A 23472-nucleotide genomic window follows, 5' to 3' on the forward strand; every position below is an offset into this window, starting at 1 on the left:
CCGTGCTCGGTGTCAATCGCAGGTTTCAATTTTTACATAAACAGGCGAGTTTCCGATAAAAAAGATTAAAATTTACATAATTATGGATGAAATCAGGAAGGAATTAGAAGATTGACAGCTAATCTGATAGAGGACAAGTACATTTATGGAATTATAGGAGGGATATTGACGTATGGTAAAAGGCTTGCGGTTCACAGGTTCACGCTTGAAAGGGGTGCTGCATCTAGCAGCGATCGTATCGCTGTTGATTGGGATCCTCGTTCCATTCGGTCAGGTCAAGGCAGAGGGAGCATTGACAGTAGACGAAGCACTTCAGCGCCAAGGCAGTGGAGGTACAGTGACGGTGGAAGGCTACATCGTCGGACATGCTACCGGATCGAAAACAGCTAATTTTTCTGCTCCGTTTGCGAATGATTTTAACGTACTGATTGCCGACCAGGCCAATGAACGTAGCACGTCTAATCTATTGGATGTGCAGCTGACATCTGCGTACAGAGGGCAATTTGGGTTAACAGGTCATCCTGAACTGGTCGGCAGCAAAATTCGTGTGACAGGTACGCTTGGTGCCTACAATAATTTTGGTGGAGTAAAAAGTCCAAGCGCTGTGGAACTGGTGAGTGGAAGCGAGCCGGGGGAACCAGGTGAACCTGGCGAACCTGAACCTGGCAACCCGGGTCAACCCGGTACTACACTGCCGGATGGAAAAGGCAAAAAGGTGCTGTTCGATAATACGCACGCACAGACGGCTGGTGCAGCAGATTGGGTCATTGAAGGCGCCTTCTCCGACTTTGCCAATGGATTACGTAATGTAGGCTTTACTGTGAATCAATTGAACCGCCCTATTCCTTTTACTTATGGAGAACAGGCCATAACCTATGATAAGCTGCGCCAATATGATGTGTTCATCATCGGTGAAGCGAATGTGGCCTTTAAGGCATCCGAGCAGGCTGCCCTGCTGCAATATGTGAATAACGGGGGAAGTGTCTTCTTCATCTCCGACCATTATAATGCCGACCGTAACAAAAACCGTTGGGATTCCTCCGAGGTTATGAATGGCTACCGTCGTGGAGCCTATACTAATCCGGCCAAAGGCATGACTGCAGAAGAAGCTGCATCACCGGCGATGCAAGGATTAACAAGCTCCGATTGGCTGGCGACCAACTTTGGTGTTCGTTTCCGTTACAATGCGCTTGGCGATGTAAATGCTACGGACATCGTAGCCGCAGATCAATCCTTCGGCATTACCAAGGGTGTACGCTCGATTGCCATGCATGCGGGATCTACGCTGGCTATTATTGATCCTACCAAAGCCAAAGGAATTGCCTATATCCCGACAGGTACAAAAAAATGGGGCAATGCAGTAGACCAAGGAGTCTATAACGGCGGAGGCCGTGCGGAAGGTCCTTATGCTGCGATCTCCAAGGTGGGTCAAGGCAAGGCAGCATTTATCGGTGATTCTTCCCCTGTAGAAGATGCTACTCCGAAATATGCGCGTGAGGAAAACGGACAGTCGAAAAAGACATATGATGGTTTTAAGGAAGTAGACGATGCCACCTTCCTAGTGCAAACGGTTCAATGGCTTGCGTGGAAGCAGGACTACACGAAATTATCCGATGTGGCAGGTTTAACGCTGGATCAACCGACGAAGCTGCTGCCGTTTGAAGAGCCTGCGGCTTCCACAGAACCGCAACCGGAGCCTTGGTCTGCTCCAGCAGCAGGCTACAAATGGTACGATCCAAGAACGTTCAAGCCGGGCTCCTATGGAGCGGCTTCGTAATAAACGCAAAAAATAATTCAGTGTGAGTGGTTGGATGCTAGTTAGCCGTTTGGTCCTCTGTAGGGGATCAAACGGCTTTTTTGTGATGAAAATTAACCTGTGGTTGGTTATTTTATTACATTTTGTGCCAGGAAGGTCGCGCTACGGCTGGATCATTGATTTTTTAAATGATGTTGATAGCATAATCTTAATTGATATATCCATATACTGGTGATAGGATGTATTCAAATTATTCCGACAAAAACAGTATGTAATGTTTGTGGAAGGTTTTAACATCAAACATGGTGAGAATAAGCAGGACAAGACCATGGAGAATGGAGGAAGCGCGCGCATTGAATATCGAACCTGTGTTGGAGATTAAAGGATTATCCGTATCTTTTCGTATCAACGATCAATACCACCCGGCAGTCGATCATCTGGATCTGACGGTCAACCCCAATGAAGTGCTGGCTGTAGTCGGAGAATCCGGTTGTGGCAAAAGCGCGCTGGCGCTTTCCATCCCACAATTGCATGACATGGAGCGGACACGTGTCGAAGGAAAGGTTCTTTTTAAAGGCACGGATCTGATCCGTCTCTCCTCAGGGCAAATGAATAAAATCCGCGGAGTGGGCATTGGCATGATCTTTCAGGACCCGCTGACAGCACTGAACCCGTTAATGAGCATTGGCAAGCAGATCGAGGAAAATCTCGATTATCATACGTCCCTATCTACGAAGCAAAAAAGGGAACGTGTACTGGAGCTACTGGAAAGCGTGGATATACCCAACCCCGTACGTGTGTATGAACAGTATCCACATGAACTTTCAGGAGGGATGCGCCAGCGTGTGATGATCGCGATTGCCATAGCTTGCCGACCCTCACTTATTATTGCAGATGAGCCGACGACTGCGCTCGATGTAACCATTCAATCGCAAATTCTTGACTTGCTCAAACAGCTTCAACAGGAGACTGGAAGCGGAATTATTCTGATTACGCACGATCTTGGCGTTGTGGCCGAAGTAGCTGACCGTGTGGTGGTCATGTATGCCGGAGAAATCGTGGAAAGCGCTGATGTTTTTGAATTATTCCGGCATCCACAGCATCCGTATACGCGTTCCTTGCTAGCCTCCATGCCGGGATCGCATACCAAGGGAGAATCGCTGCATGTCATTGGTGGCATTGTTCCCTCATTGCAAGATATTCCTCGCAATAGCTGTCGCTTTGCTTCGCGTATTCCCTGGATTCAGCAGAGAATGCATGAAGACCATCCCCAATTAAAAGAAATTTCCCCCGGCCATTGGGTCCGCTGTACATGTTACCAGCATTTTCATTTTGAAGACGAAACAAAGGGAGAGACTGCTCATGGCACTACTGGAGCTAAATGATTTGAAGGTTCATTATCCGGTGCGCGGTGGTTTTTTCCAGCGTGTTGTTGATCAGGTAAAGGCAGTGGATGGCGTGTCGATCAGCATAGAGGCAGGCCAAACATATGGGCTAGTGGGAGAATCCGGCTGCGGAAAAACGACGACAGGCAGGACGATTATCGGCCTGAATAAGCTGACGAGCGGACAGATTCTTTTTAATGGAAAGGACCTTGCGGCTTTGAGTCGGAATAACCGCCATCCGCTGCGTAGAGACATTCAGATGATTTTTCAGGACCCCTATTCTTCGCTTAACCCGCGCAAGCGCGTATTGGATGTCATTGCTGAACCGCTGCGGAACTTTGAAAGGCTGAGTAATGAGGAAGAGCGGCGAAAAGTGCAGATGCTGCTGGAAAAGGTCGGCTTGAACGCTGATGCGGCCTACAAATATCCGCATGAATTTTCCGGAGGCCAGCGGCAACGGATCGGGATTGCGCGTGCGCTGACATTAAATCCAAAACTGATTATTGCTGATGAACCGGTATCGGCGCTTGATGTTTCTGTGCAGGCACAGGTGCTTAATTTTATGAAGGATGTGCAGCGAGAGTTCAAATTGACGTATTTGTTCATTAGTCATGACCTGGGTATTATCCGCCATATGTGTGACCAAATCGGCATCATGTACCGAGGTCGCCTAGTGGAACAGGGAAGCGAGCAGGACATTTATGAGCGTCCACAGCATTTGTATACCCAGCGGCTTATTGCCACCATTCCCAGTATTGATCCTGCGAAGCGGCTAGAAAATGCTCGAAAAAGGCAGAAGCTTTTATCCTCTTACAAGTCAGAGCTGCCCAAACATTTAGATGCGAGTGGAAAGCCGTTTGCACTAAAATCAGTAAGTCCATCCCATCAAGTCGCGCTACCTTAAGGGAGGTAAAGAATATGTGGAAGTTTACAATGCGCCGGCTGCTGGTTATGATCCCTCAACTTTTTGCACTGAGTGTGCTTATATTTTTCCTAGCTAAGGCTATGCCAGGGGATGCCCTGACAGGGCTCATCACTTCAACTCCCAATCTGAATCCGGCTGCACTGGAAGAACAGCGGCAAAAACTGGGACTCAATGACCCGGTGTGGGTGCAATATGGGAACTGGCTTGTCCAGCTTGCTCATGGGGATCTGGGCAAATCTTATGTACATAAAATTAGCGTTACCGATTTGATTGGCAGTCGTTTGGGGAACACGTTCTTTCTGGGTGTAGTGATTCTGGTTCTGACGTATCTGATCGCCATTCCGCTGGGAGTACTCAGTGGTCGGTATCAGCATAGTCTGCTGGATAAAACCGTGGTGGGGTATACCTATCTCAGCTTTGCAACACCTCTGTTTATACTCGCGTTGCTGCTGCTGTACGTGTTTGGATTCAGACTTGGCTGGTTTCCAACCAGCGGCAGTGTGGATGTAGGTGTTGAACCGGGGACATGGTCATATTACGTGAATAAGTCGTATCATCTCATACTACCGGCGGTTACAGGCGCATTGCTCAGTACGACGGCTTCCATTCAGTATTTGCGCAATGAGGTCATTGACACACGTCTGAAGGATTTTGTGAAAACAGCACGTTCCAAGGGGGTACCCGAAGGGAAGATCTATTCCCGTCATATTTTCAAGAACTCTTTATTACCCATTGCTGCTTTTTTGGGCTACGACCTGACGGGTGTGATTGCCGGCAACATTTTCCTGGAATCTATTTTTGGTTATCCGGGATTGGGCCAGTTGTTTCTTCAGTCTATCACCCAACGGGACTTTTCAGTCGTGAACGCGCTGGTCATGATCTCCGGCTTCTTGGCACTATTAGGAACCCTTTTATCTGATGTCATCCTGAGCAAGGTCGATCCACGCATTCGAATTGAATAGCGAACAAGTCTAGAGAAAAGGAGGGGTTATGGTGTCTATGCAGGTGGAGGAGGTCTTCTCGCCGGAAATCATTCGTAAATCACCATCCAGTTGGTCTGTACTGCGTCGTGAGCTGGTACGTGACAAAATGGCCTTGATTTCCATTGGATTTGTGGCTCTGTTCTTGATTTTTATATATGCCTCTGTCCTGTTTGTCAATCAGGATGTAGTCACGACGGTCGATTTGGGCGCGATCCGCGAAGCTCCCGGCTCAGTGCACTGGCTGGGTACGGACCGAGCGGGCAGGGATATATTCGGCCAGCTGGTCATTGGGGCCCGCAATTCCTTTACCATTGGCTTTACGATTACTTTGTTATCCGCCGCCATTGGCTTGACGCTGGGCTTACTGGCTGGGTTTTATGGAGGAATGGTCGATAACATCATCATGCGAATCATTGATTTTATTCTGGTGCTTCCATTCTTGATGCTGGTTATCGTATTTGTCAGCATTGTGCCCAAAAGTGGCATAGGGTCCTTTATTTTCATTATGACCGCCTTTTTGTGGATTGGAAAAGCGCGCCTGATCCGGGCCAAGGTACTGTCGGAGCGGGAACTGGACTACGTGCAGGCTTCCAAAACCCTTGGCACACCCAATTGGAAGATCATCTGGTTGGGTGTGCTGCCCAATCTCAGCTCTGTTGTGATTGTTAATCTAACGCTCAGTCTTGCTGGAAATATCGGGATTGAAACCGGGCTTTCCTATCTCGGTTTTGGCTTGCCGGAATCTACTCCAAGCTTGGGGACGCTGGTGAGTTATGCGAATGACCCGGATGTATTGCAGAACAACTGGTGGATGTGGTTGCCTGCCTCATTGCTGATACTGGTGCTAATGCTGGCGATTAACTTTATCGGTCAGGCGCTCAAACGTGCCACGGATGCCAGACAACGATTGGGTTAAACCGAAGTTCAAGGATAAGGATAACAACAAGGAGGGGTTTACAATGGTTAAAAGCTGGAAAAAAGGAATTCTGCCTGTTCTATCTGCTATTTTGGCGCTTTCTTTGGCTGCATGCAGCGGCTCGCCTTCCGCTTCGAATGGTACAAAATTGTCTGACGGTACAGGTGGATCAGGGGCCGACAGCAAGCAGGTGAATGCGACTGCGCTGGCAAAGGCGGTCAAGAACGATAACCCCCCGATTAAGGGCGGCATCATCAATTATGCACTCGTGTCCGATACCCCTTTTGAAGGTATTCTGAATCCTGTATTTTATGATGGAAATCCGGATTTTGAAGTCTTCCAGTTTTTCTACCCTTCCCTGTTTTCGATTGATTCCAATCTGAATATTGACGATAAAGGAGCGGCGACGATTTCCTTTTCCGCAGACAATAAGGCAGTGACTGTCAAAATTGATCCCAAACTGAACTGGACAGATGGTAATCCCGTAACGGCAGAGGACTATGCTTTTTCCTATGAAGTGATTGGCCACAAAGACTATGAAGGTCCACGTTATGATAGTTTTATGACCAACATTGTAGGTATGGAAGATTATCACGCCGGCAAGGCCAAAACCATTTCTGGCATCAAGGTGCTGAATGAGAAAGAGGTTACCATTCATTTTAAGGAACCTAATCCTTCGGTAAAGTCGGGACTTTGGTCCACACCACTGGAGAAGAAGGTATTCCGGAACATTCCCGTAAAGGATATGGCTGGATCTGACCCTGTCCGTAAACATCCGATTGGCTATGGGCCATTCAAAATTAAATCTATGGTCACAGGTGAATCTGTAGAATTCGTCAAAAATGAAGATTATTTCCGCGGTGCGCCCAAGTTGGATGGCCTTCATCTGAAGGTGGTGAATCCGAATGTCATTACCGAGGCGTTGAAAAGTGGAGAAATCGACTGGGCCAGCTATCCGACCACCCGTTACAATGAGGCCAGTAATCCGAAAAATGTACAGTTTCTCGGTCAGGAGGAATTGTCTTATAGCTATGTAGGCTTTAAGCTGGGTAAATTCGATCAGGCCAAGAGTCTGAATATCATGGACCCGAACGCCAAGCTGGCGAACAAGTCATTACGTCAGGCCCTTGGCTACGCGCTGAATAATGAGCAGGTTGGCAAGCAGCTCTATCATGGGCTTCGGACTCCTGCGACATCCCTGATCCCGCCCGCCTTCAAGGGATACCATGATGTGAATGCGAAGGGCATTGCGTATGATCCAGACAAGGCGAAAAAGCTGCTGGACGAGGCAGGATATGTGGATACCAATGGAGATGGATACCGTGAGGACCCTAAAGGTAAGGAACTGGTGCTCCATTATGCAGCAATGAGCGGGGATGCGACAGCTGAATCGCTGGCGAAGTTTTATTTGCAAAATTGGAAGGATGTCGGGCTTCATGTCGAGCTGGTGGACGGTCGTCTGCTTGAGTTCAATTCTTTCTATGACCGTGTGCAGAAGGATGACCCTGGCATTGATATTTTTGGCGGCGCATGGAGTACGGGTACAGATGTAGACCCTAGTGGGCTGTATGGACGCGGAGCCAGCTTTAACTACTCGCGCTTTACTAGTGAAGAGAATGATAAGCTGTTGCAGGAAGGGGTGTCTGTGAAAGCCTTTGACGACAATTATCGTAAAGATATATACAACCAGTGGCAGGCGTATATGAGCGAGGAGGCGCCCATTGTACCGACGTTATTCCGTTATTCGCTGGAGGCAGTGAATAATCGGGTAGCCAATTACGATATTACCCGTGGCAAGGAGTACGATGCAGACGCGTTTGCGAATATTACGTTGACTTCGGAAAAAGCAGAAGTAGGTCAATAATCTAAAAAAGGCGCAATAACCTGCGAAGAAGCGCGAACCGGAATGATCCGATCTCGCGCTTCTTTTGACCTGTTCATGCAAACATTCTTGGACTTTCGAAGGGAGAGAAGGAAGACGGAAATACGTCAGCTTCAATACTTCATAGCCGTATGCGAGGAACTGCATTTTACGAAGGCTTCGGAAAAGATCGGTATCTCTCAACCCACACTTAGCTTGCAAATTAAGGCGCTGGAGGAGGAACTGGGCATGACGCTCTTTGACCGCGCAGGCAAGAAAATTAAAATGACAGATGCCGGTAAACTGCTGCTACAACACAGTGCCCATGCGCTCAAGGGATTACAGCAAGCAAAGGCATCCATTGAGGAGCTGCGTACCGAGCAACGCGGAAGTTTACGGATTGGTATCGCATTACCTGAACTGGAGGAACCTTTGCAAAAGATGCTTGCCCATTTTCATCGGTCATTTCCTAAAATCAGCTTGCACATCTGCCCATCCTTTGATGTAACAGAACAGCTGCTGGATAACCGTGTGGATGTTGGCATCACCCTACACTCGGGTACAGATGAAAGGCTTGTCCGGCTTCCTCTTCGCACAGAGAACTACTGTCTTATTGTCCCGGTAAACCATGCATTTTCCAACCGTTCTTCCATTATGCTGGACGAATTGAGGCATGTACCCTGGGCGATGCAGCCAGAATGCCATCCCGGCAGGAAGCTGATTGAGAAATGCTTTCGTGATCGCGGGTATCCCTTTGCAACCGTCTTGGAAACCAATTCTATAGCTTCAATCCTGCGCTGGGTGCAGGAGGGACTTGCCGTAACCTTACAGACGAAGTCCCTTGCGGCCGAACTGGATCGTTCGCATTTTTGCACGGTGCCTATTTTGCGTGGTGCGCCTCAAGGTCAGCTGGAGTTGATTTATCGAGCTGACCGTTACCAGGGAGAAGCAGTGAAACGATTGATAGATAAGATACAAGCTGTGCTGACAGAGCGCTCCAACTAATGGCAACCGTGATGAGTATCACAAGCCTTAATGTGTACGAACCTCCAGCCTGCGTGCAATCAGTGACATACTGTAATTAACGGCAAAGTACAGGAAAGCGGCGAACAGCAGAGCTGGAATGACAAAGGATTGATTTTGTCCACCGACGATCTGAATGTTATGCGTCAGCTCCGGCAAACTGATAATGACAGCCAGTGACGTATCCTTAAATAGGGAAATGAACTGGCTGACAATCGGGGGCACCATGCGACGAAGCGCTTGGGGCAGAATGATATGCCATAAGGTTTGAGAATAGCTTAGACCGGAGGAACGTGCGGCTTCCACCTGTCCTTTATGGACCGAATTCAGACCACTGCGCACAATCTCGGCGATCATGGCTCCCTCGAAGATTGACAGTCCTGTGATGGCTGCCCACTTGAGGGAAATTGAAAATCCGATGGATGGCAAAACCATGCCGATGAAGAAAATAATGAGCAATAAGGGCAGATTGCGAATCAGATCAATGATAAAGGCTGCAACCTGTGAGAGCACATGTAAGCGGGTATAGCGCAGAATGCCGAATACGATACCAAGAGCGAAGCTGAATATGATAGAGTAAATGGCAACTTCCAGCGTGAGCAGGAAGCCCTCCAGTATAAAACGCACATTAGGCCATACAAACAATCCGCTGAAATCCATACGGGCTTCCCTCCTTAGGATGTTTTGGACAGGCGTCGCTCCATATAGAGTACAAGAAAGCTGAGCGGAACCGTCAATATAAGATACAGCAGTGCCGTGATCGCATAGACTGTGATGGGCAGGAAGGTATCCGAGTTAATGAGATCCGAGTAATACATGAGATCCAGTCCGGCCACAATGGCCAGCACGGAAGAGTTTTTGACCAGATTGATGAATTGGTTGCCGATTGCAGGCAGTACAATTTTGATGGCTTGCGGTAAAATAATGCTGATCATCGTCTGGTTGTAATTCAACCCGGAGGATCTTGCCGCTTCAAATTGTCCTTTGGGTACAGATTGAATGCCGGCACGTATAGCTTCTGCAATGAAAGAGGCTGTGTACACAGTCAATCCAAGCGTTCCAGATACAAAGCCATCCAAGGGGATGCCCAAAGTGGGAAGACCGAGATAAAAAAACAGTACGACAATCAGCAATGGAATATTGCGGATGACCTCTACATAGACAGTACCGATCCAGTTTAGCCATTTAAAAGGTGCAATTCGGAAGATGGCAATGATAGCGCCCAGAATAAAGCTTCCGATCAAGGCAATAACACTAGCTTGAACAGTATGAAGCAAGCCCTCTCTAAAACGGTCGCCATGATCGAGAAGTACGTTGATATCAAAAGTAAGCATCTACGGGTATACCTCCTTATCCAGAGCTAAGAAAGGAAGGAGCACGCAATCGCGGCTCCTTCACAAGATATTATTCGGGTTTAACCCCAAGCCATTGCTCATGCAGCTTATCGTATTCACCATTGCTTTTCAGTTCCTTGATCGTATCATTAATGGCTTGCAGCAGTTCGGTTTGTCCCTTCTTCACTGCAATACCGTAAGGTTCCTCTGTGAAGTTCCCGCCTACTAGGGTATAATTCGGATCTTGCTGTTGCATGCCAAGCAAAATAGAGTTATCGGTCGTCAGCGCTTGCCCTTTACCTGCCTTGAGGGCATTGAAGGCATCTTGATAGTTTTCGAACTCTAAAATCGTTGCTTTAGGCGCTTTTTCGCGGATATTTTTTGCGGAGGTAGAGCCTTTAACAGCGAGCACCTTGGTATCGGGAGTCAGGGACTCCAGACCTGTGATCGGGCTTCCCTTTTTCACAAGCAGGGATTGCCCTGCATTAAAGTAGACATCGCTGAAATCGACCTGTTTTTTGCGTTCATCCGAAATGGTCATCGTGGCGATAATAGCGTCGATGTCCCCATTTTGCAGTAAGGTGATTCGTGTTTTGGACGTGACTTCCTTGAGCTCAAGCTTGGTTTCATCACCAAAAATATGCTTGGCTACAGCCTTGGCGATGTCGATATCAAAGCCCTCGACCTTCCCGCTAGCCGGGTCTTTTAGTCCGAACAACTTGGTATCGTACTTCACCCCAATGACCAGCTTGCCACGCTGTTTGATGGCTTCCAGCCCGTTGGAAGCTGCTGCCTCATTTCCTGACGTTGTTGCTTCTTGCTTGCCTCCACAGCCTGCCAAGACGAGCAGACAGGATAATGCAACCAGCACCAAAGTACTCCACTGAAATCTTTTTCTCATCAAGATGATCCCCTTTCGATTTTTATTCCATTAATAGTCTGTTTAATGATGAATCAGACGGCTCAGGAACAGGCGAGCCCGTTCTTCACCCGGATTCTGAAAAAACTCAGCAGGTTGGCTATCTTCCAGGATCTGTCCTTTGTCCATAAAAATCACGCGGTCTGCCACTTCACGGGCAAAGCCCATTTCATGAGTGACGATGACCATCGTGATGCCCTGATGGGCAAGCGAGCGCATGACATCCAGCACCTCTCCGATGGTTTCGGGGTCCAGGGCTGAAGTAGGCTCGTCAAACAGCATAATTTTCGGATTCATCGCGAGTCCACGGGCGATCGCCACCCGCTGCTGCTGTCCACCGGACAATTGGGCGGGGTAGCTCTGTGCCTTTTCCTCGATTCCGACACGCTTCAGATAGGTGAGGGCTGTTTGAATAGCTTCTTCTTTCGGGATGCCCAGTACCTTCATCGGTGCCAGTACAATGTTCTCAATCACCTTTTTGTGGGGATACAGATTGAAATGTTGGAATACCATCCCGATATTGCGACGGAAGGCGTTAATATCAATCTTTTTGTCATGCACAGGGACATCGTTAACGATTAGCTCCCCATCGGATATCGTTTCCAGACGATTGATGCAGCGAAGCAGGGTGCTTTTACCTGAGCCGGAGGGACCGATGATGACAACGACCTCGCCCTCCTTAATCTGAAGATTGATGTCTTTAAGTACATGAAAGTGACCGTAATGCTTGTTGACATTGCGAAATTGGATCAGAGAGCTCACCCCTTTTTTTGACTTGAATACATCGCTTAGTAGACGACTGACATGATTAAGCTCTATTAGAATTTCAAAATTTCTCTCATGATACTATAAGCTTACAATAAAAAACAAGATTTTATGTCAATAAACTTTACGTTAAATATGTTTTTGAATGTATTTTTACTAGTTTAATGTTATTTATATGATGAAAATGAGTATGTATCCACAATTTAATGTCATTAAATTTGACATAGTTTATTGATCTTCGACATGCAGAGGGAGAAACGTGACAAAAGCAGCGCTATGTTTTACAGTAGGGGAGAAGGAATTTAGGGTAAAGGAAGGATAGACAATGACGAAAGCTATTTCACCGCTAGTCACGGCATTGGGCATGGAGCCCCATCCAGAAGGCGGCTGGTACAAAGAGATGTGGAAGGCCAATTTTCAAATTCCGAAGCCTGTACTGCCGGATGTGTATTCCGGTCCGCGCTTTGCAGCTTCGTCTACGTATTTCTTGCTGCATCCGGGTGAGTTCTCCGAGTGGCATGTGGTCCATTCTGATGAGCTGTGGCTATACCATAGCGGAAGTCCTATAGAGCTAAAATTGGGTGGAAGCGGAGAAGAACCTGGCGAAGAAACGGTAATTATCGTTGGTGCAGATGTGGAGGCAGGACAACATCCACAAGCACTCGTACCAGGAACAGTATGGCAAACGGCACGTCCGCTGGGGGATGAGCCTGTGCTGGTAACCTGTGTTGTTGCACCAGGATTCCACTTTGATGATTTTAAGCTGATTGCCAAGAATTCAACTGAAGCATGATGTGAACTATGGCGGGTGTATTTCTGTAAACGAGCAGGAATAGCCCGCCTGATTTATTTTATCCATAGGAATGGGCGATTTAGCTAGGTTTAGGTGCTTAGCTTGGCTTGAACAATGAGACGATGGGTGGGATTCACGAGAGGGTCGCATGTAATTAGCGTGAGCAGCTTATGGTTTTTGAAGCTTTTCAGAACAGACACGTCCATTGGATCGACTACCTTTATGCTGTAAACTTTATACATATACTGGCTACCTTGAGCGTTAACAACAATTTTATCTCCAATCTTCAGTTCATGAAGACGATTAAATAAACGTCCGGGAGTACGGGCTCGATGAGCAGCAATAGCAGCATTCCCCACTTGTCCCAGCTTTCCCGTTTCCGGCATATGTACTGCCGCATATTTCATATTTTTCCTCGTCGCGCCTTCCAACACAGGGAGCTTTAAAGCAATACGACTTATGCTAATAGTGGCTATGGGAGTTTGTTCATTAACGCTGGCATTGGGAGCGGGGGATGGAAAGGTATGTTGCCGTGCCTCACTAACCGGAGCTTCCGCAACCCGAGTGGGCAGGTGAGCATAGCTGTCTGCAAGACTAGAAGGCAATACCGAATTGCTTTTTTCTAGAGATAACTCCGCTGCTTGTAACAGCTTGTGTTGTTCTCGATCCTCATTCCATTCGGTCGCTTTAGGAAACAAAATAAAGAGTAAGCCCAACCCAATAAACAGATAGGAAAGTTTACGCAGATTCAGCAATCTCATCTCCCCTAAGCAATGTACGGATGATACATACTTTGAAAAAAATGCCCCATTTCCGTCTCATTCCACTCGGGAATGAGACGGAAGATCAGGGCAGGTAGATTGCATTTATTTTTGGTTTGTCCGTCTAAATTTCAAAAATACGCCGCATATAATCATGGCAATGCCTGCCAAATAAAACGGAACGGGGCTACTTTCTCCTGTTTGGGGCAACTGATGCACCGCAGGTGGCTCCTCTGGCACTTTCTCCGGCTCATGGAGACGGATTTTAGGTTTGGGCTCGTCGTTCGGCTCCACTGGAGGAGACGGATCTTGATGAGGCGTGACGGCTGGTGGTTCAGGCAGTGCTTTGGGTTCCTCCCGGGCTGCTGGCGGCGGTGTGGGTGCGGGTTCCTCCCGTGGAGGGACAATGTCCTCCGAAGGCCTTGGCAGTGACGGAGGAACGGTTATAGATGGTGTCACGGGCACCTCGGGATCTTTATCATGTTTTTTTCCGGAGCCTCCCGCTGGGGGAGACGGCTCTGGGTGGGTAGGTGTGCCCGGGTTTACAGGTGTTTCGGGTTCGTTTTTCTTTTCTTTACGATTGGTGATTACAACCCTCTTTATGCCAGAGCTTTGTTGGAGTGCTGCGTCTATTCTGATCTCAAGTTTACCCTCTGTTATTTCATACCCCTCCGGTGCTGCCAATTCTTCCAAAATGTAATCGTCATGAAGCAAGGAGGAAAAGATGATTTTGCCTTCCGCATTGGTCGTTTGTATAAGCGGTGTTCTTTTTTGTCCCTTATCATAGAGCGCAAATCGTGCGCCAGGCAGTACTCTGTCGGGAGCATCCTGATCTACCTTGGTCAGCTCAAGGGTTTCGGTTACGCCCCCACCAGAACCGGAGCCGGAAGATGTTCGTACGATGATTTCCTGACTGGTTTCCCGCAGTTCTGTCGTCAAACGATCTCCTGCAAAAGCAACCTTGTTGCTCACCTTAGCTTTATCCTCAGCATGAATGAACGATTGATATTCAAGAATAAAAGCAGTGGAAATATCCTTGGCAAAAGTAAGCTCAAAAGTTTGCTGGCCCTGAGTGTCTGTCTTGATGTGAAGCCAGTAATCTCGGTTTTTGATTAATTCGGTGCCCTTGGTGGTATTTCCATTGGCAGCCATGATTGCAGAGTATAAATGAAAGGAATCTTCAATTAAGATTTGGTTGTTGCTAGGCTGATCGACTATTTTAGCGTTGGACACATGTGATTGTCCTTCATTGATACGAATGCTCCAGTCGATCTTATTTCCATTTTGTGCGCCGGCCTTAGACACATATTCCCCGCCATGAGGTACCGTAACTTGGGCTGCCCAATCGGAGACGGTTTTTTGTCCATCCAGTAGAAGAGCGCGATTATGAATTTCCTTTTCAATCAATTCTCCTTCCAATGAAGTTTGAAAGGTAATCCAGTACGGAGTCTGTATCGACTTCTTGAACTGGATACGCAATTCATTACTATTTTGTTTAGTGGGAGGAATAATTGTATATTGATCTGCCGGGATTTCAGCCCCTTTTTGTACGCCATCCCACCATCCCAGCAAGGTCATATCGTATACTTTTACGGAGCCAGGCAGTAACCTCTGACCTTGCAATAAGACATCTCTCACTTCCGCATGATTCAGGATCTTGCGATTATAGTTGGCTTTAATATCCCAGGTAATGAGTTTGGAGCTCGCATCATAGCTTCCTTGCTTGGCCCCGTTCCGTTGTGTCATAAAGTCCGGCCAGATCGGGCATTCCACCTCATGCGATGATGTTTCACCATTTTCATATTGATAATCTATAAAGGATTTGTTGCGAAATTCGGGCTTCGTCGTATCTGTTTTCCAATCATTGTTGTAGAGAGTTGAATATTTGATCGTATAAGCTTTCTGAATCGTTTTATGAAAAATAAGTGTAAACCCTTGTTTATAGTCCGCTGATCGTGGAACTAGCTCATAATCCATGGGTGCGAGTAGTTCCGCTGTACCGTCAACACTTTGAATTTTCAGGGTGTCGGGCAACAAGGTGAGGCCCCCATTAGGGAACACATCCTTAATGACAATATTTTTCATGGTGTATGAGTCTGTATTAATGGTGATCACCCAAGGTATGACTTTCGTGTTGTAATTGGGCGTGTCATACATTTTAGTCATAACTCCGCTTGTGATTTCCGTCGATATGATCTTCTGGGTTCCATCTGTGGTGATGATGTTTGTAATTTTTTCATCTTCATAGACGCGGCCTCTAGCCTGGGTCTGATATCGGATGGTATAGGCTGAATCTACGTCGAAGTTGAATTGAAGTTTGAAGCCGTTACGGTCGGGATAGTCAACCGGGATGACGGTGTACGCCCACGATGGAAGCTCCTCCAGTGTATTTCCCTTAAATACTTTCAAAGAACCGGGCAGCAATTTTTGAGTTTTGTTGAAATGATCAATTAAAAGGGCTTTGGCTTCGGGGATTTTTGTCTCGCCAAAGTTATATCTTATGGCCCACGAGAGTGTTTGTGTGGCATGATCATACTTTTCAACTTTTTTGGACAAAAATTCACCACGCTCCACCTGAACTGTAGCGGTGGCAGCAACGTTATCTATCGCATCTCCTGAAAGCGTCGCTGTGTTGGAAAAGCGAGTTTCGTTGCCAGTAATGCGGGTGGAGTATTGGATCTGATAGGCAGTGCTAATGCTAGCATCTTGAAAACGAATTGCAAATCCGGTCCCGGCTTGATCCGATTCAATGGCGTATTTACTCGCATTCACTAGGTCTTTGACAACGGTCGTGCCATCGATATTGACTTGCAGATGATAGAGTCGGATAGAGCCTCTCACGAGTTCCAGTCCTGAAGGAGTTGGATCGGTAATGAGGGCGTGTTTAACGGTGTTTAGCTGTTTGTTCACATCAATGGCCCAGTCGATCTGGTGGGTGCCATTTATTTTTCCTTGCTTGCTTAAGGTTGGCCCTGACTGGGGTTTCACATTTACGATGACCGTTTGAACCCCGCCTTTAATTGGAATCGCAATGATGACTTCTGTGCTGCCTTTCACCGTTTCTTTTGTGAATTCGGTTTTAATTTGCAGTTTGCCGCTGACATGGGAATGGTTCTCTACATATTGGTTAAAGGTCATGATGACCTTACCCTGACGATCTACTGTAAAGAACCCCACGGTCCCGTCTGTAGTCACTAGCGGAGATGAGATATCAGTGTAGATGACAAACTGTTCTGGTAAGTGAAAGGTGAAGGTATCCCCTGCTTTATAAGTATCGTCAGGAAGCTCCCATTCATAGCCAAGTTGGATGGCTGATCCAATGTCGAACGTACTACCTGGATTATATACCGCATCAATGACACGTCCGGCTTCGTCCGTTAGACTCAACTTCGTTAGTATACTCTGGGGAGCTGCTTCCTTTTGAGACTTTGAATGAGCTGCTCCTTGCACGGAAGGGACAGTGTTTGGCGGAACCTCCTTAGGGGGTTCAGGGTTTGGGACCGCATATACAGCATCCGTAACGGTTGTAGGATCGGATACAGCACTGTGCGGCAGTTCAGGGGCAGGAGGATCTGCGTAAGCCAGTGTGGTGCTGAAAAAGCTTTGGACAATGAGCAATAAGGCAATAATCATGACATTTATTTTGGTTCCCATGCTCCAAGTGATTCTCCTATTCATCGTAATATGGCAAGCTCCGGCGGTTATGTTGTGTTATATTGTTTTCCTTCCCTCCTCCTAGTTCGAAATTAGTATATTCAGCATGCTAGGTTGACATGACTACCCCAACAGAAAAAAACCTTGATCATAGTGATCAAGGTTTTTTCTTCGAGAGAGGTATAGCAATTTTGTGATGGAGCTATGTAAAAAGGCATAATAAAAAGCTCGTTCACCTGGTAACTGGCTGCCATCCGAGTAGGAAGGCCCTATAGTTTTGCGTCACTGTCTTTCGACAGCTTTGCCATTAGCTTGAATAGCTTGTTCGTCTATCGTCTATCAAACGGAGTACATGAGACCTCCTATTTACAGTTTGGAGCGGTTTCCCCATTTTTTACGGAAGGAATGAGGTGTTTCCCCTACATGTTCCTTGAATAGGTTGATAAAATGGCTTGTATTGGGAATCCCAACGTACCTTGCGATATCCACAATGGATATGTCACTGGTTTTAAGCCATCCCTGAGCGGCTGTGATCCGGACATTAATGAGATAATCAATTGGAGAAAATCCAATCTGTTTTTTGAAATTTTTAGCAAGATTAAATTTGTTTAGGTTGAACATGTCTGCCAGTGAGTCTAGCGTAATTCGTTCACAATAGGACTGGTCCAAGTACTGCTGCACCCGACGTACTTCGCTGAGCGTTCCAGCATTTACATGCCGCTGATCATAAGGATGCTGCAAAATGTACGTCAGTATCTCACCAATGAGTCTGGACGTTAGCAGCTCGCCGGAAAGGCTCCGATCAGACTGTCCGCAGATTAGAGCATGCAGCTTGTCCAATATAATAGACGGATTGTGCACGGATATTACCGGTTTATTATGCTTGGCAAATTGTTCGTAAAAATGCTCGATCAGGTTGCCGTACAGGTATAAGCTGATAAACTTCCAGGCTTCATCACCGGAGGTGCTGTATTGTACATATTCCTCGCAACTAACAAAAAACAAATCATGAGGCTTTAAAATATATTTCTTGTCCTGGTACAGTAACTCTCCCTTACCAGACAGCGTAAAAACAAGCAAAAAGGAGGTGAGTTCTTTCCTTTCTATTGTAAAATCAGAGGTTTTTTGGAAATATCCTAATTCCTGAATATATAAAAGGGATTGCTTGGCAAAAGCGGAGGGGGTGCGCACAATTACGACAGGTTCGCCGTTCCAGAGGCCCTCGATGTTTTTTTGGTCTGTTGTCATATTCAATTCCTTTACAAAAAAGCAATTTTATCTAGCTTATCTTGGTTTGTTTTACCAATATATAATGGCTGATTAAACATGATTTACTATTTAATAAAAGTTTATTTTATCACATTAAATATGTCTAATATCAAAATTTGCACTTTATAACATTAAATATGTCTATATATCAAATTAAGTGTGTTAGTTTTATAGAAGCCTCGCTTCTTATGGATATTCAACTTGGTCATCCGTATAAAAGGTCGAATATTGTTGAAAGAATTCTGAGGTCATCATGGATTCAAATCCTTTCTGGGGTCAAATATAGAATAGGGCTGAAAAAAATATCTTACATGCCCATTCAACTTTTCCATTCACTTCTCCTTTCGGTTTAAGAAATTTAGGACTTGGTTCTGATAAAATGGTTCGTAAGGCTTATTATTGAAAATGAGATTTTGGACCCAGTGTTGTGATTTGGTTCACGAACATGAATGTAAAAAAGAGAGATATATGCATAAAAAATTACGCAAAAAATGTTCTTATGTGTTGAATTAAAACGCTCTCAACTTTGGAAATTATACAGGCAATGATATGATGGGTAATACATGTATAAGTGCTTAACTTACTCGATAGTTAGTTTGGAGGATTACAGAATGGAAAAACCCAAAAATACGAAAACCGCAGCGGCTTGGTCGCTCGTTATTCTAGGGGCAGGCTTTGCAGCCACGGTGCCCTTCCAGCAATATGGGTGGGCTCGTTTGTTAGCCGGAGCCTTTGAGGCAGGACTTGTAGGGGGACTGGCAGACTGGTTCGCTGTCACAGCATTGTTCCGTCATCCGCTAGGCATCCCGATACCACATACGGCGCTTCTCCCCAAAAATAGGGACAAGCTCACGAATGCATTGGTGAATACGGTGGAAAATAACTTGCTGAACAAAGACAGCATTGCTTCTAAAATCGCGGACATTCGTTTGGCGGAGCTGATGCTGGACGGTGTGGAAAAAGGATTGCGTACACCAGAAGCGGCAGCATCGATAGATGTGCTCGCCAAGCGACTCGTCCAGTCGCTCCCGCTCGCGGAATTGGCTCCGATTATCGTGGCTGAGATCAAGCGACAGGTGACGGACATCGATGCCGGACCACTACTGGAGGCGCTTGCCCGCCAATCCAGTGAGAAGGGCTATGATATTCGCGCACTGGATTACACGCTGGAGCAGGCGGAATCCTGGCTTTTGCGACCGGAAACAGGCTATACACTTGGCACCTTAGGGATGCAGGCTGTCAGTGGTTTGCAGGTGAGCGGGCTGATGCAATTTGCCTTGAACGCCTTCCTCGGCTATCTGAACGAAGAGCGCATGGGTGAAATGATTCGTCATTTCCTGCTGGATCAGGTAGCGGAGCTGCAAAGGGAAGAGCATCCGCGCCGTCTGGCAGTGATCGACGGTCTGAGAACACAGGTGACCCGATTGGCAACGAAGGAGACGGTTCAGGAAGGGCTGAACGGCTGGAAGGATAGCCTGATTGAAGCTTGGGAAGGCGAAGCGTCCGTGCTCGGTAAAATGGAAGAGCTTCGTACCCGCTTATTGAACTATATGGAAGACGAAGACTATGTGCCGACCTACATTTTACCGTTACTGGATCGGATGCTGGCTGATTTAAGAGGGAATACCGAATTGCTGGACAAAATTAATGCACGAATCGTGGAAGGAATTACTAGTCTCGTGGAAGCCAATCATAGCCGGATTGGTAACCTGGTGCGCGAAAATGTAGACAAAATGGACAACAAATCCCTGATTGCACTGATGGAGGACAAACTGGGACAGGATTTGCAGTGGATACGTATTAACGGCGCAGTAACAGGCTTCCTGATCGGTATTGTACTGACAGGTATCCGTATGCTAATCCAATAATACAGAAAAAGCTACAGATAAGGTTGTGGAAGCATGAGGCTTTGGCATGAACAATTGATTGGCAAGCTCCCCCGTCCCCAACTGTTGGGACAACATCGTGAGTGTTGTGCCCTGCGGGGGAACGGGTGGGGAAAGCCACACGCCACAGTGAATTATGTGTTCGACTATCACCCCATGCTGCTGGTACGCTATCATAAGCTCATTATGGACGAAATGAAAAGCAGAGGATACAATGTTGATCCACTATGGGAACAGCCATTGTATCGTGGTAAGCAGTGTGAACCTTGGGAAGCGGAGCTAGGCGAGGAACTGGCAGGCGCGGACGCATATGTGGAGCATGATGACGAATATATGAAGGAGTGCCTGGATAACCTGGCTTCCAAAGGAATTTTAATAGAGATTGAAGTGATCTAAAAAAGCGGGCTGCGGTGTGTTCATCATTCAGATGAAGCGCCGCAAGCCCGCTTTTTAGATGCTTTAATGTCCTAGGTTTGGAAGGGTATGAGTCGCAGGCTACAGAACCCAACGTGTAACTTTCTCCAGTGGTTGCCTGGATTTTTCCCGCTTGGGTTCATGAGCACGATAACCGAAGGCAGCGATGACTGAAATATCCAGCAGCCCGTCCTCCAGCAGGCCTTCTTCCTCCAAAATGGCATGCACCTGATCATAGTTAAAGCCTTCAATCGGGCAGGAATCAATGCCGATCTGAGCTGCCGCTGTCATCATATTACCTAAGGCAATATAAGTTTGCTTGGAGGCCCAGTCGAATAACGTGCGTTCGTTTTCCAGCAGGCGTTGGTTTTCACCTTGGAAAATCTTATAGCGGCCTGGTAGGGAGGCGAAGTCTTCGTCAGACATACCCTTCACCTCTTTATACATGTACTCCACGTAAGGTGAATCATAACGGACATCCTTACGTGCCAAAATCAAAACGACATGGCTGGCCGCTGGGATCTGCTTTTGACCACCACTGGAAACCGCAGCCAGTTTTTCTCTCAATGCCTGATTTTGTACGACTACAAACTGCCAAGGTTCAAATCCTACGGAGCTTGGGGAAAGTCGTCCAGTTTCGAGAATGAATTGAAAATCCTCCTCCGGTATGATGCGATTAGGGTCGAATTCTTTCGTGGCATGTCTGAATAGAAAGGCATCCAGAATTTCCTGTTTTTTAGCTGATGTATTGGACATGAAATGTACTCCTTTAGATTTGGGTTTAGTTGGTGCTCCATTGGTTTTCTGCTACTATAATGAGAGTTGATATCGAATATATAGTCATCATATAGAAAGTTTTTTGCGGGAACAAGTACGCACATATTTGTACCTTGTAGGTCTGGGGCTATTAGTCTACAACCTGTAGAAAGAAGGGGAATACATGGCACAGGAGATGGAACATACAGTTAGCGTTAATTTTGGGTGTCCTGTCGCGACAACTGTTGGGATTATAGGCGGCAAATGGAAGGGGGTCATCTTGTATCATTTGACCACAGGACCACGGCGCTATAATGAAATTCGACGGACCCTCCCTAATATTACACAGCGGATGCTAACCTTGCAGTTGCGCGAATTGGAGCGTGATGGCATTGTGCACCGTGAAATTTATAACGAGAACCCACCGCGTGTGGAGTACTCGCTTACCCCGTTGGGAGATACGTTAAGACCGTTGCTGGATTTTATGAGAGACTGGGGTGTCTTCTACGGAGAACAGGGTTGCGAGCCTGTGGCGACAACTTCCAAGTCAGGCAAGCATTTTGCTAAAATAGACATGAAAAAAGCCCACCGATGATTTCATAGCAGACGCATGAGAATCATTAGCGGGCGGAATAAGAACGGGATATCTTTATAAAATATAATCTTATTTAAACTCGATGGCTTCGTTCATCTGTGCCCAGGCTGTTTCTCCGATGATGCCCAGACGCCAGATAGCGATTCCTTTGAGGTCATAACGTTTGGCTAAACCGATCTTGGCGTTAACGGTGCTGTCTTTTTCGCTACCCATTGAAATTCCCAAAATGAGCTTATCCCGCGAGGTTTCCTTCAACGCCAGTTTTATGGCTTCGTCCACTTTATCCAATGGCTCAGGCGTAGATTTTTGTCCGTAATCATAGGCCATGATGATCAGATCGTCCGCCAGATTACCCAGCGTCTTGTAATCATAACCAGTGTAAGAGCTATTCAGCGGATGCAGAACGACGGTGAGCTTGAGTCCCGCTTGATGCGCTTTGGCCGATAACTTTTTAATAAAAGCGTTGTAATCAGAACGAGCTTTGGCCTTATCGCCGCTCCAGCCTAATCCTTCAAGATCTAACGTAATGCCCTTGAACTGCTTATCGGTGGCAGTGCTGACGATTTGGGAAATGGTCTGTTCTTGAAGCTGCGTATTTTCCAAAACCTTGGTTAGCTCATGATTACCGTCTACAGAATAAACCATCAGGTAAGGGGAAGTCCCCTGGCTATCTGCCTCCTGTAAAATAGACTCAGGCGTTACAGCTCCGGCAGCTTGTGGCCATTTATATTCTTTGCCAGTCGTTGTGAATTGTCCGTTCGTATCAATTCGGCTCCAGCCGAAGGCAACGGCATTAAAATTTGGTATTTTGGATTTTTGGTCAAAGGAAGACAGCGCATAGAAGCCTACAGTATACATAGCTTCACGTGGCGATGTAATAGAGACTGTCCGTGTTCCCTGATTCCAGTTGACTGTGGCTCCAAACTGTTGTCCGAAAAAGCCCAGCGGAATCATCGTGCTGCCGCGCACGGTTTGCGGTGCGGCTGTTAGTTGAACGGTTTGTCCGTCTACTGTGGCATTGCGGCTCCCCATTTTGAGAACTACCTGCTTGGTTGCACTGCCTTGCGTTTTGGTAGCGGTGATGCTTTGGCTGGCTTGATCCCATTTCACTGTAATGCCCAGAGCCTCAGAAATAGCGCGAAAGGGAACCATCGTCGTGCCGTCCATCATGGCAGGCTGTACAGGGAACGGCAATGGATATCCGTCCAGCATGATGCTGATCTTACTCGACTCCGCTTGTGCCATGGGGCTATAGATGCCCGCTGCGGTACTCAGAAGGATAACGCTAGATAACAAAGCCTTATTTACGATTTTCATCCTATGATCTCCTATGCTCAATAGATTGCAATGCTATCATGTTAGAATCGTGAGGTTTCTACCATTTTACCAAAAAAATGATAGATAGGTGAATGTGAAATGATAGGATGAGATAAATCTGAGTATGTATTTAAGCTGAATAGTATAAGAAAAACATCGT

Annotated in this window: 20 protein-coding genes and 1 riboswitch; of the genes, 11 read left to right on the top strand and 9 right to left on the bottom strand. The window is 46.8% G+C overall.

All coding sequences use genetic code 11. The features are described 5' to 3' along the window. Positions 1–172 precede the first annotated feature (172 nt). The 7 genes from HFE01_RS24040 to HFE01_RS24070 all read left to right on the top strand — a co-directional run bounded on the left by HFE01_RS24040 (position 173) and on the right by HFE01_RS24070 (position 8831). A complete protein-coding gene (locus HFE01_RS24040; protein WP_167438730.1) occupies positions 173–1777 on the top strand; it encodes a DUF6359 domain-containing protein in 1605 nt (534 codons plus the stop codon). Positions 1778–2109: 332 nt separating this feature from the next. Next, positions 2110–3141, top strand: a complete 1032-nt coding sequence (locus HFE01_RS24045) for an ABC transporter ATP-binding protein (protein WP_167438729.1) — start codon at positions 2110–2112, stop codon at positions 3139–3141. Beyond that, the gene (locus HFE01_RS24050; protein WP_016818866.1) at positions 3119–4045 is read left to right on the top strand and encodes an ABC transporter ATP-binding protein; all 927 of its coding nucleotides are present in this window, start codon (positions 3119–3121) and stop codon (positions 4043–4045) included. Before HFE01_RS24045 ends, HFE01_RS24050 begins: the two co-directional genes overlap by 23 nt. Positions 4046–4059: 14 nt before the next feature. Then, entirely contained in the window at positions 4060–5028 is a 969-nt protein-coding gene (gene opp4B / locus HFE01_RS24055; RefSeq protein ID WP_167438728.1) for an oligopeptide ABC transporter permease, read from the top strand. A gap of 37 nt (positions 5029–5065) precedes the next feature. Continuing rightward, entirely contained in the window at positions 5066–5965 is a 900-nt protein-coding gene (locus HFE01_RS24060) for an ABC transporter permease (protein ID WP_397364040.1), read from the top strand. Between the two features lie 43 nt (positions 5966–6008). Further along, positions 6009–7829 carry an oligopeptide ABC transporter substrate-binding protein gene (opp4A, locus tag HFE01_RS24065; protein ID WP_167438726.1) on the top strand — a complete coding sequence of 607 codons (1821 nt, stop codon included), beginning with the start codon at positions 6009–6011 and terminating at the stop codon, positions 7827–7829. A 75-nt stretch (positions 7830–7904) separates the two neighbouring features. Further along, positions 7905–8831, top strand: coding sequence for a LysR family transcriptional regulator (locus tag HFE01_RS24070; RefSeq protein ID WP_243208247.1), 927 nt, complete (start codon positions 7905–7907; stop codon positions 8829–8831). 27 nt (positions 8832–8858) lie between these two features. On the opposite strand, the gene HFE01_RS24075 is transcribed toward HFE01_RS24070, so the two are convergent. The 4 genes from HFE01_RS24075 to HFE01_RS24090 all read right to left on the bottom strand — a co-directional run bounded on the left by HFE01_RS24075 (position 8859) and on the right by HFE01_RS24090 (position 11864). Further along, positions 8859–9509 carry an amino acid ABC transporter permease gene (locus HFE01_RS24075; protein WP_016818861.1) on the bottom strand — a complete coding sequence of 217 codons (651 nt, stop codon included), beginning with the start codon at positions 9507–9509 and terminating at the stop codon, positions 8859–8861. A 14-nt stretch (positions 9510–9523) separates the two neighbouring features. After that, the gene (locus tag HFE01_RS24080; protein WP_016818860.1) at positions 9524–10183 is read right to left on the bottom strand and encodes an amino acid ABC transporter permease; all 660 of its coding nucleotides are present in this window, start codon (positions 10181–10183) and stop codon (positions 9524–9526) included. A gap of 70 nt (positions 10184–10253) precedes the next feature. Then, complete coding sequence (locus HFE01_RS24085) at positions 10254–11084, bottom strand: transporter substrate-binding domain-containing protein (protein WP_016818859.1); 831 nt, start codon at positions 11082–11084, stop codon at positions 10254–10256. Between the two features lie 42 nt (positions 11085–11126). Next, complete coding sequence (locus HFE01_RS24090) at positions 11127–11864, bottom strand: amino acid ABC transporter ATP-binding protein (protein ID WP_274597397.1); 738 nt, start codon at positions 11862–11864, stop codon at positions 11127–11129. 328 nt (positions 11865–12192) lie between these two features. Here HFE01_RS24090 and HFE01_RS24095 point away from each other — a divergent pair, with 328 nt between their 5' ends. After that, positions 12193–12660 carry a cupin domain-containing protein gene (locus HFE01_RS24095; RefSeq protein WP_016818857.1) on the top strand — a complete coding sequence of 156 codons (468 nt, stop codon included), beginning with the start codon at positions 12193–12195 and terminating at the stop codon, positions 12658–12660. An 89-nt stretch (positions 12661–12749) separates the two neighbouring features. Here the strand turns inward: HFE01_RS24095 and HFE01_RS24100 are convergent, their stop codons facing one another. From HFE01_RS24100 to HFE01_RS24110, 3 genes are all read right to left on the bottom strand, one after another. Next, a complete protein-coding gene (locus HFE01_RS24100; protein ID WP_090891396.1) occupies positions 12750–13415 on the bottom strand; it encodes a class D sortase in 666 nt (221 codons plus the stop codon). Between the two features lie 111 nt (positions 13416–13526). Further along, positions 13527–17075: an LPXTG cell wall anchor domain-containing protein gene (locus tag HFE01_RS24105; RefSeq protein ID WP_167438724.1), complete on the bottom strand. Its 3549-nt coding sequence runs from the start codon at positions 17073–17075 to the stop codon at positions 13527–13529. A gap of 235 nt (positions 17076–17310) precedes the next feature. Further along, positions 17311–17391: riboswitch (cyclic di-GMP riboswitch) on the bottom strand. A gap of 50 nt (positions 17392–17441) precedes the next feature. Next, complete coding sequence (locus HFE01_RS24110) at positions 17442–18323, bottom strand: AraC family transcriptional regulator (RefSeq protein ID WP_107735148.1); 882 nt, start codon at positions 18321–18323, stop codon at positions 17442–17444. Positions 18324–18955: 632 nt separating this feature from the next. On the opposite strand from HFE01_RS24110, the gene HFE01_RS24115 reads away from it, so the two are divergent. Further along, on the top strand, positions 18956–20212 hold the full coding sequence (locus HFE01_RS24115; RefSeq protein ID WP_107735149.1) for a DUF445 domain-containing protein: 1257 nt from the start codon (positions 18956–18958) through the stop codon (positions 20210–20212). A gap of 33 nt (positions 20213–20245) precedes the next feature. Further along, positions 20246–20626 (top strand): TIGR02328 family protein, encoded by a 381-nt coding sequence (locus HFE01_RS24120; protein ID WP_016818852.1) that lies wholly within the window; start codon positions 20246–20248, stop codon positions 20624–20626. Positions 20627–20725: 99 nt separating this feature from the next. On the opposite strand, the gene HFE01_RS24125 is transcribed toward HFE01_RS24120, so the two are convergent. Then, positions 20726–21400, bottom strand: a complete 675-nt coding sequence (locus HFE01_RS24125; protein ID WP_016818851.1) for an NAD(P)H-dependent oxidoreductase — start codon at positions 21398–21400, stop codon at positions 20726–20728. Between the two features lie 184 nt (positions 21401–21584). Here HFE01_RS24125 and HFE01_RS24130 point away from each other — a divergent pair, with 184 nt between their 5' ends. Further along, complete coding sequence (locus HFE01_RS24130) at positions 21585–21995, top strand: winged helix-turn-helix transcriptional regulator (protein ID WP_016818850.1); 411 nt, start codon at positions 21585–21587, stop codon at positions 21993–21995. A 69-nt stretch (positions 21996–22064) separates the two neighbouring features. Here the strand turns inward: HFE01_RS24130 and HFE01_RS24135 are convergent, their stop codons facing one another. Continuing rightward, positions 22065–23312 carry a stalk domain-containing protein gene (locus HFE01_RS24135; RefSeq protein WP_107735150.1) on the bottom strand — a complete coding sequence of 416 codons (1248 nt, stop codon included), beginning with the start codon at positions 23310–23312 and terminating at the stop codon, positions 22065–22067. Positions 23313–23472: the final 160 nt, after the last annotated feature.

The organism is Paenibacillus sp. EKM10P (assembly GCF_011800655.1).
Lineage (GTDB): Bacteria > Bacillota > Bacilli > Paenibacillales > Paenibacillaceae > Paenibacillus > Paenibacillus polymyxa.

What these genes read in the sequence shown, in the direction of transcription:
- HFE01_RS24040 (WP_167438730.1), top strand. Translation starts at nt 173, where the DNA reads ATGGTAAAAGGCTTGCGGTTCACAGGTTCACGCTTGAAAGGGGTGCTG.
- HFE01_RS24050 (WP_016818866.1), top strand. Translation starts at nt 3,119, where the DNA reads ATGGCACTACTGGAGCTAAATGATTTGAAGGTTCATTATCCGGTGCGC.
- opp4B (WP_167438728.1), top strand. Translation starts at nt 4,060, where the DNA reads ATGTGGAAGTTTACAATGCGCCGGCTGCTGGTTATGATCCCTCAACTT.
- HFE01_RS24060 (WP_397364040.1), top strand. Translation starts at nt 5,066, where the DNA reads ATGCAGGTGGAGGAGGTCTTCTCGCCGGAAATCATTCGTAAATCACCA.
- opp4A (WP_167438726.1), top strand. Translation starts at nt 6,009, where the DNA reads ATGGTTAAAAGCTGGAAAAAAGGAATTCTGCCTGTTCTATCTGCTATT.
- HFE01_RS24070 (WP_243208247.1), top strand. Translation starts at nt 7,905, where the DNA reads ATGCAAACATTCTTGGACTTTCGAAGGGAGAGAAGGAAGACGGAAATA.
- HFE01_RS24075 (WP_016818861.1), bottom strand. Translation starts at nt 9,509, where the DNA reads ATGGATTTCAGCGGATTGTTTGTATGGCCTAATGTGCGTTTTATACTG.
- HFE01_RS24080 (WP_016818860.1), bottom strand. Translation starts at nt 10,183, where the DNA reads ATGCTTACTTTTGATATCAACGTACTTCTCGATCATGGCGACCGTTTT.
- HFE01_RS24085 (WP_016818859.1), bottom strand. Translation starts at nt 11,084, where the DNA reads ATGAGAAAAAGATTTCAGTGGAGTACTTTGGTGCTGGTTGCATTATCC.
- HFE01_RS24095 (WP_016818857.1), top strand. Translation starts at nt 12,193, where the DNA reads ATGACGAAAGCTATTTCACCGCTAGTCACGGCATTGGGCATGGAGCCC.
- HFE01_RS24105 (WP_167438724.1), bottom strand. Translation starts at nt 17,075, where the DNA reads ATGGGAACCAAAATAAATGTCATGATTATTGCCTTATTGCTCATTGTC.
- HFE01_RS24110 (WP_107735148.1), bottom strand. Translation starts at nt 18,323, where the DNA reads ATGACAACAGACCAAAAAAACATCGAGGGCCTCTGGAACGGCGAACCT.
- HFE01_RS24115 (WP_107735149.1), top strand. Translation starts at nt 18,956, where the DNA reads ATGGAAAAACCCAAAAATACGAAAACCGCAGCGGCTTGGTCGCTCGTT.
- HFE01_RS24120 (WP_016818852.1), top strand. Translation starts at nt 20,246, where the DNA reads ATGAGGCTTTGGCATGAACAATTGATTGGCAAGCTCCCCCGTCCCCAA.
- HFE01_RS24125 (WP_016818851.1), bottom strand. Translation starts at nt 21,400, where the DNA reads ATGTCCAATACATCAGCTAAAAAACAGGAAATTCTGGATGCCTTTCTA.
- HFE01_RS24130 (WP_016818850.1), top strand. Translation starts at nt 21,585, where the DNA reads ATGGCACAGGAGATGGAACATACAGTTAGCGTTAATTTTGGGTGTCCT.
- HFE01_RS24135 (WP_107735150.1), bottom strand. Translation starts at nt 23,312, where the DNA reads ATGAAAATCGTAAATAAGGCTTTGTTATCTAGCGTTATCCTTCTGAGT.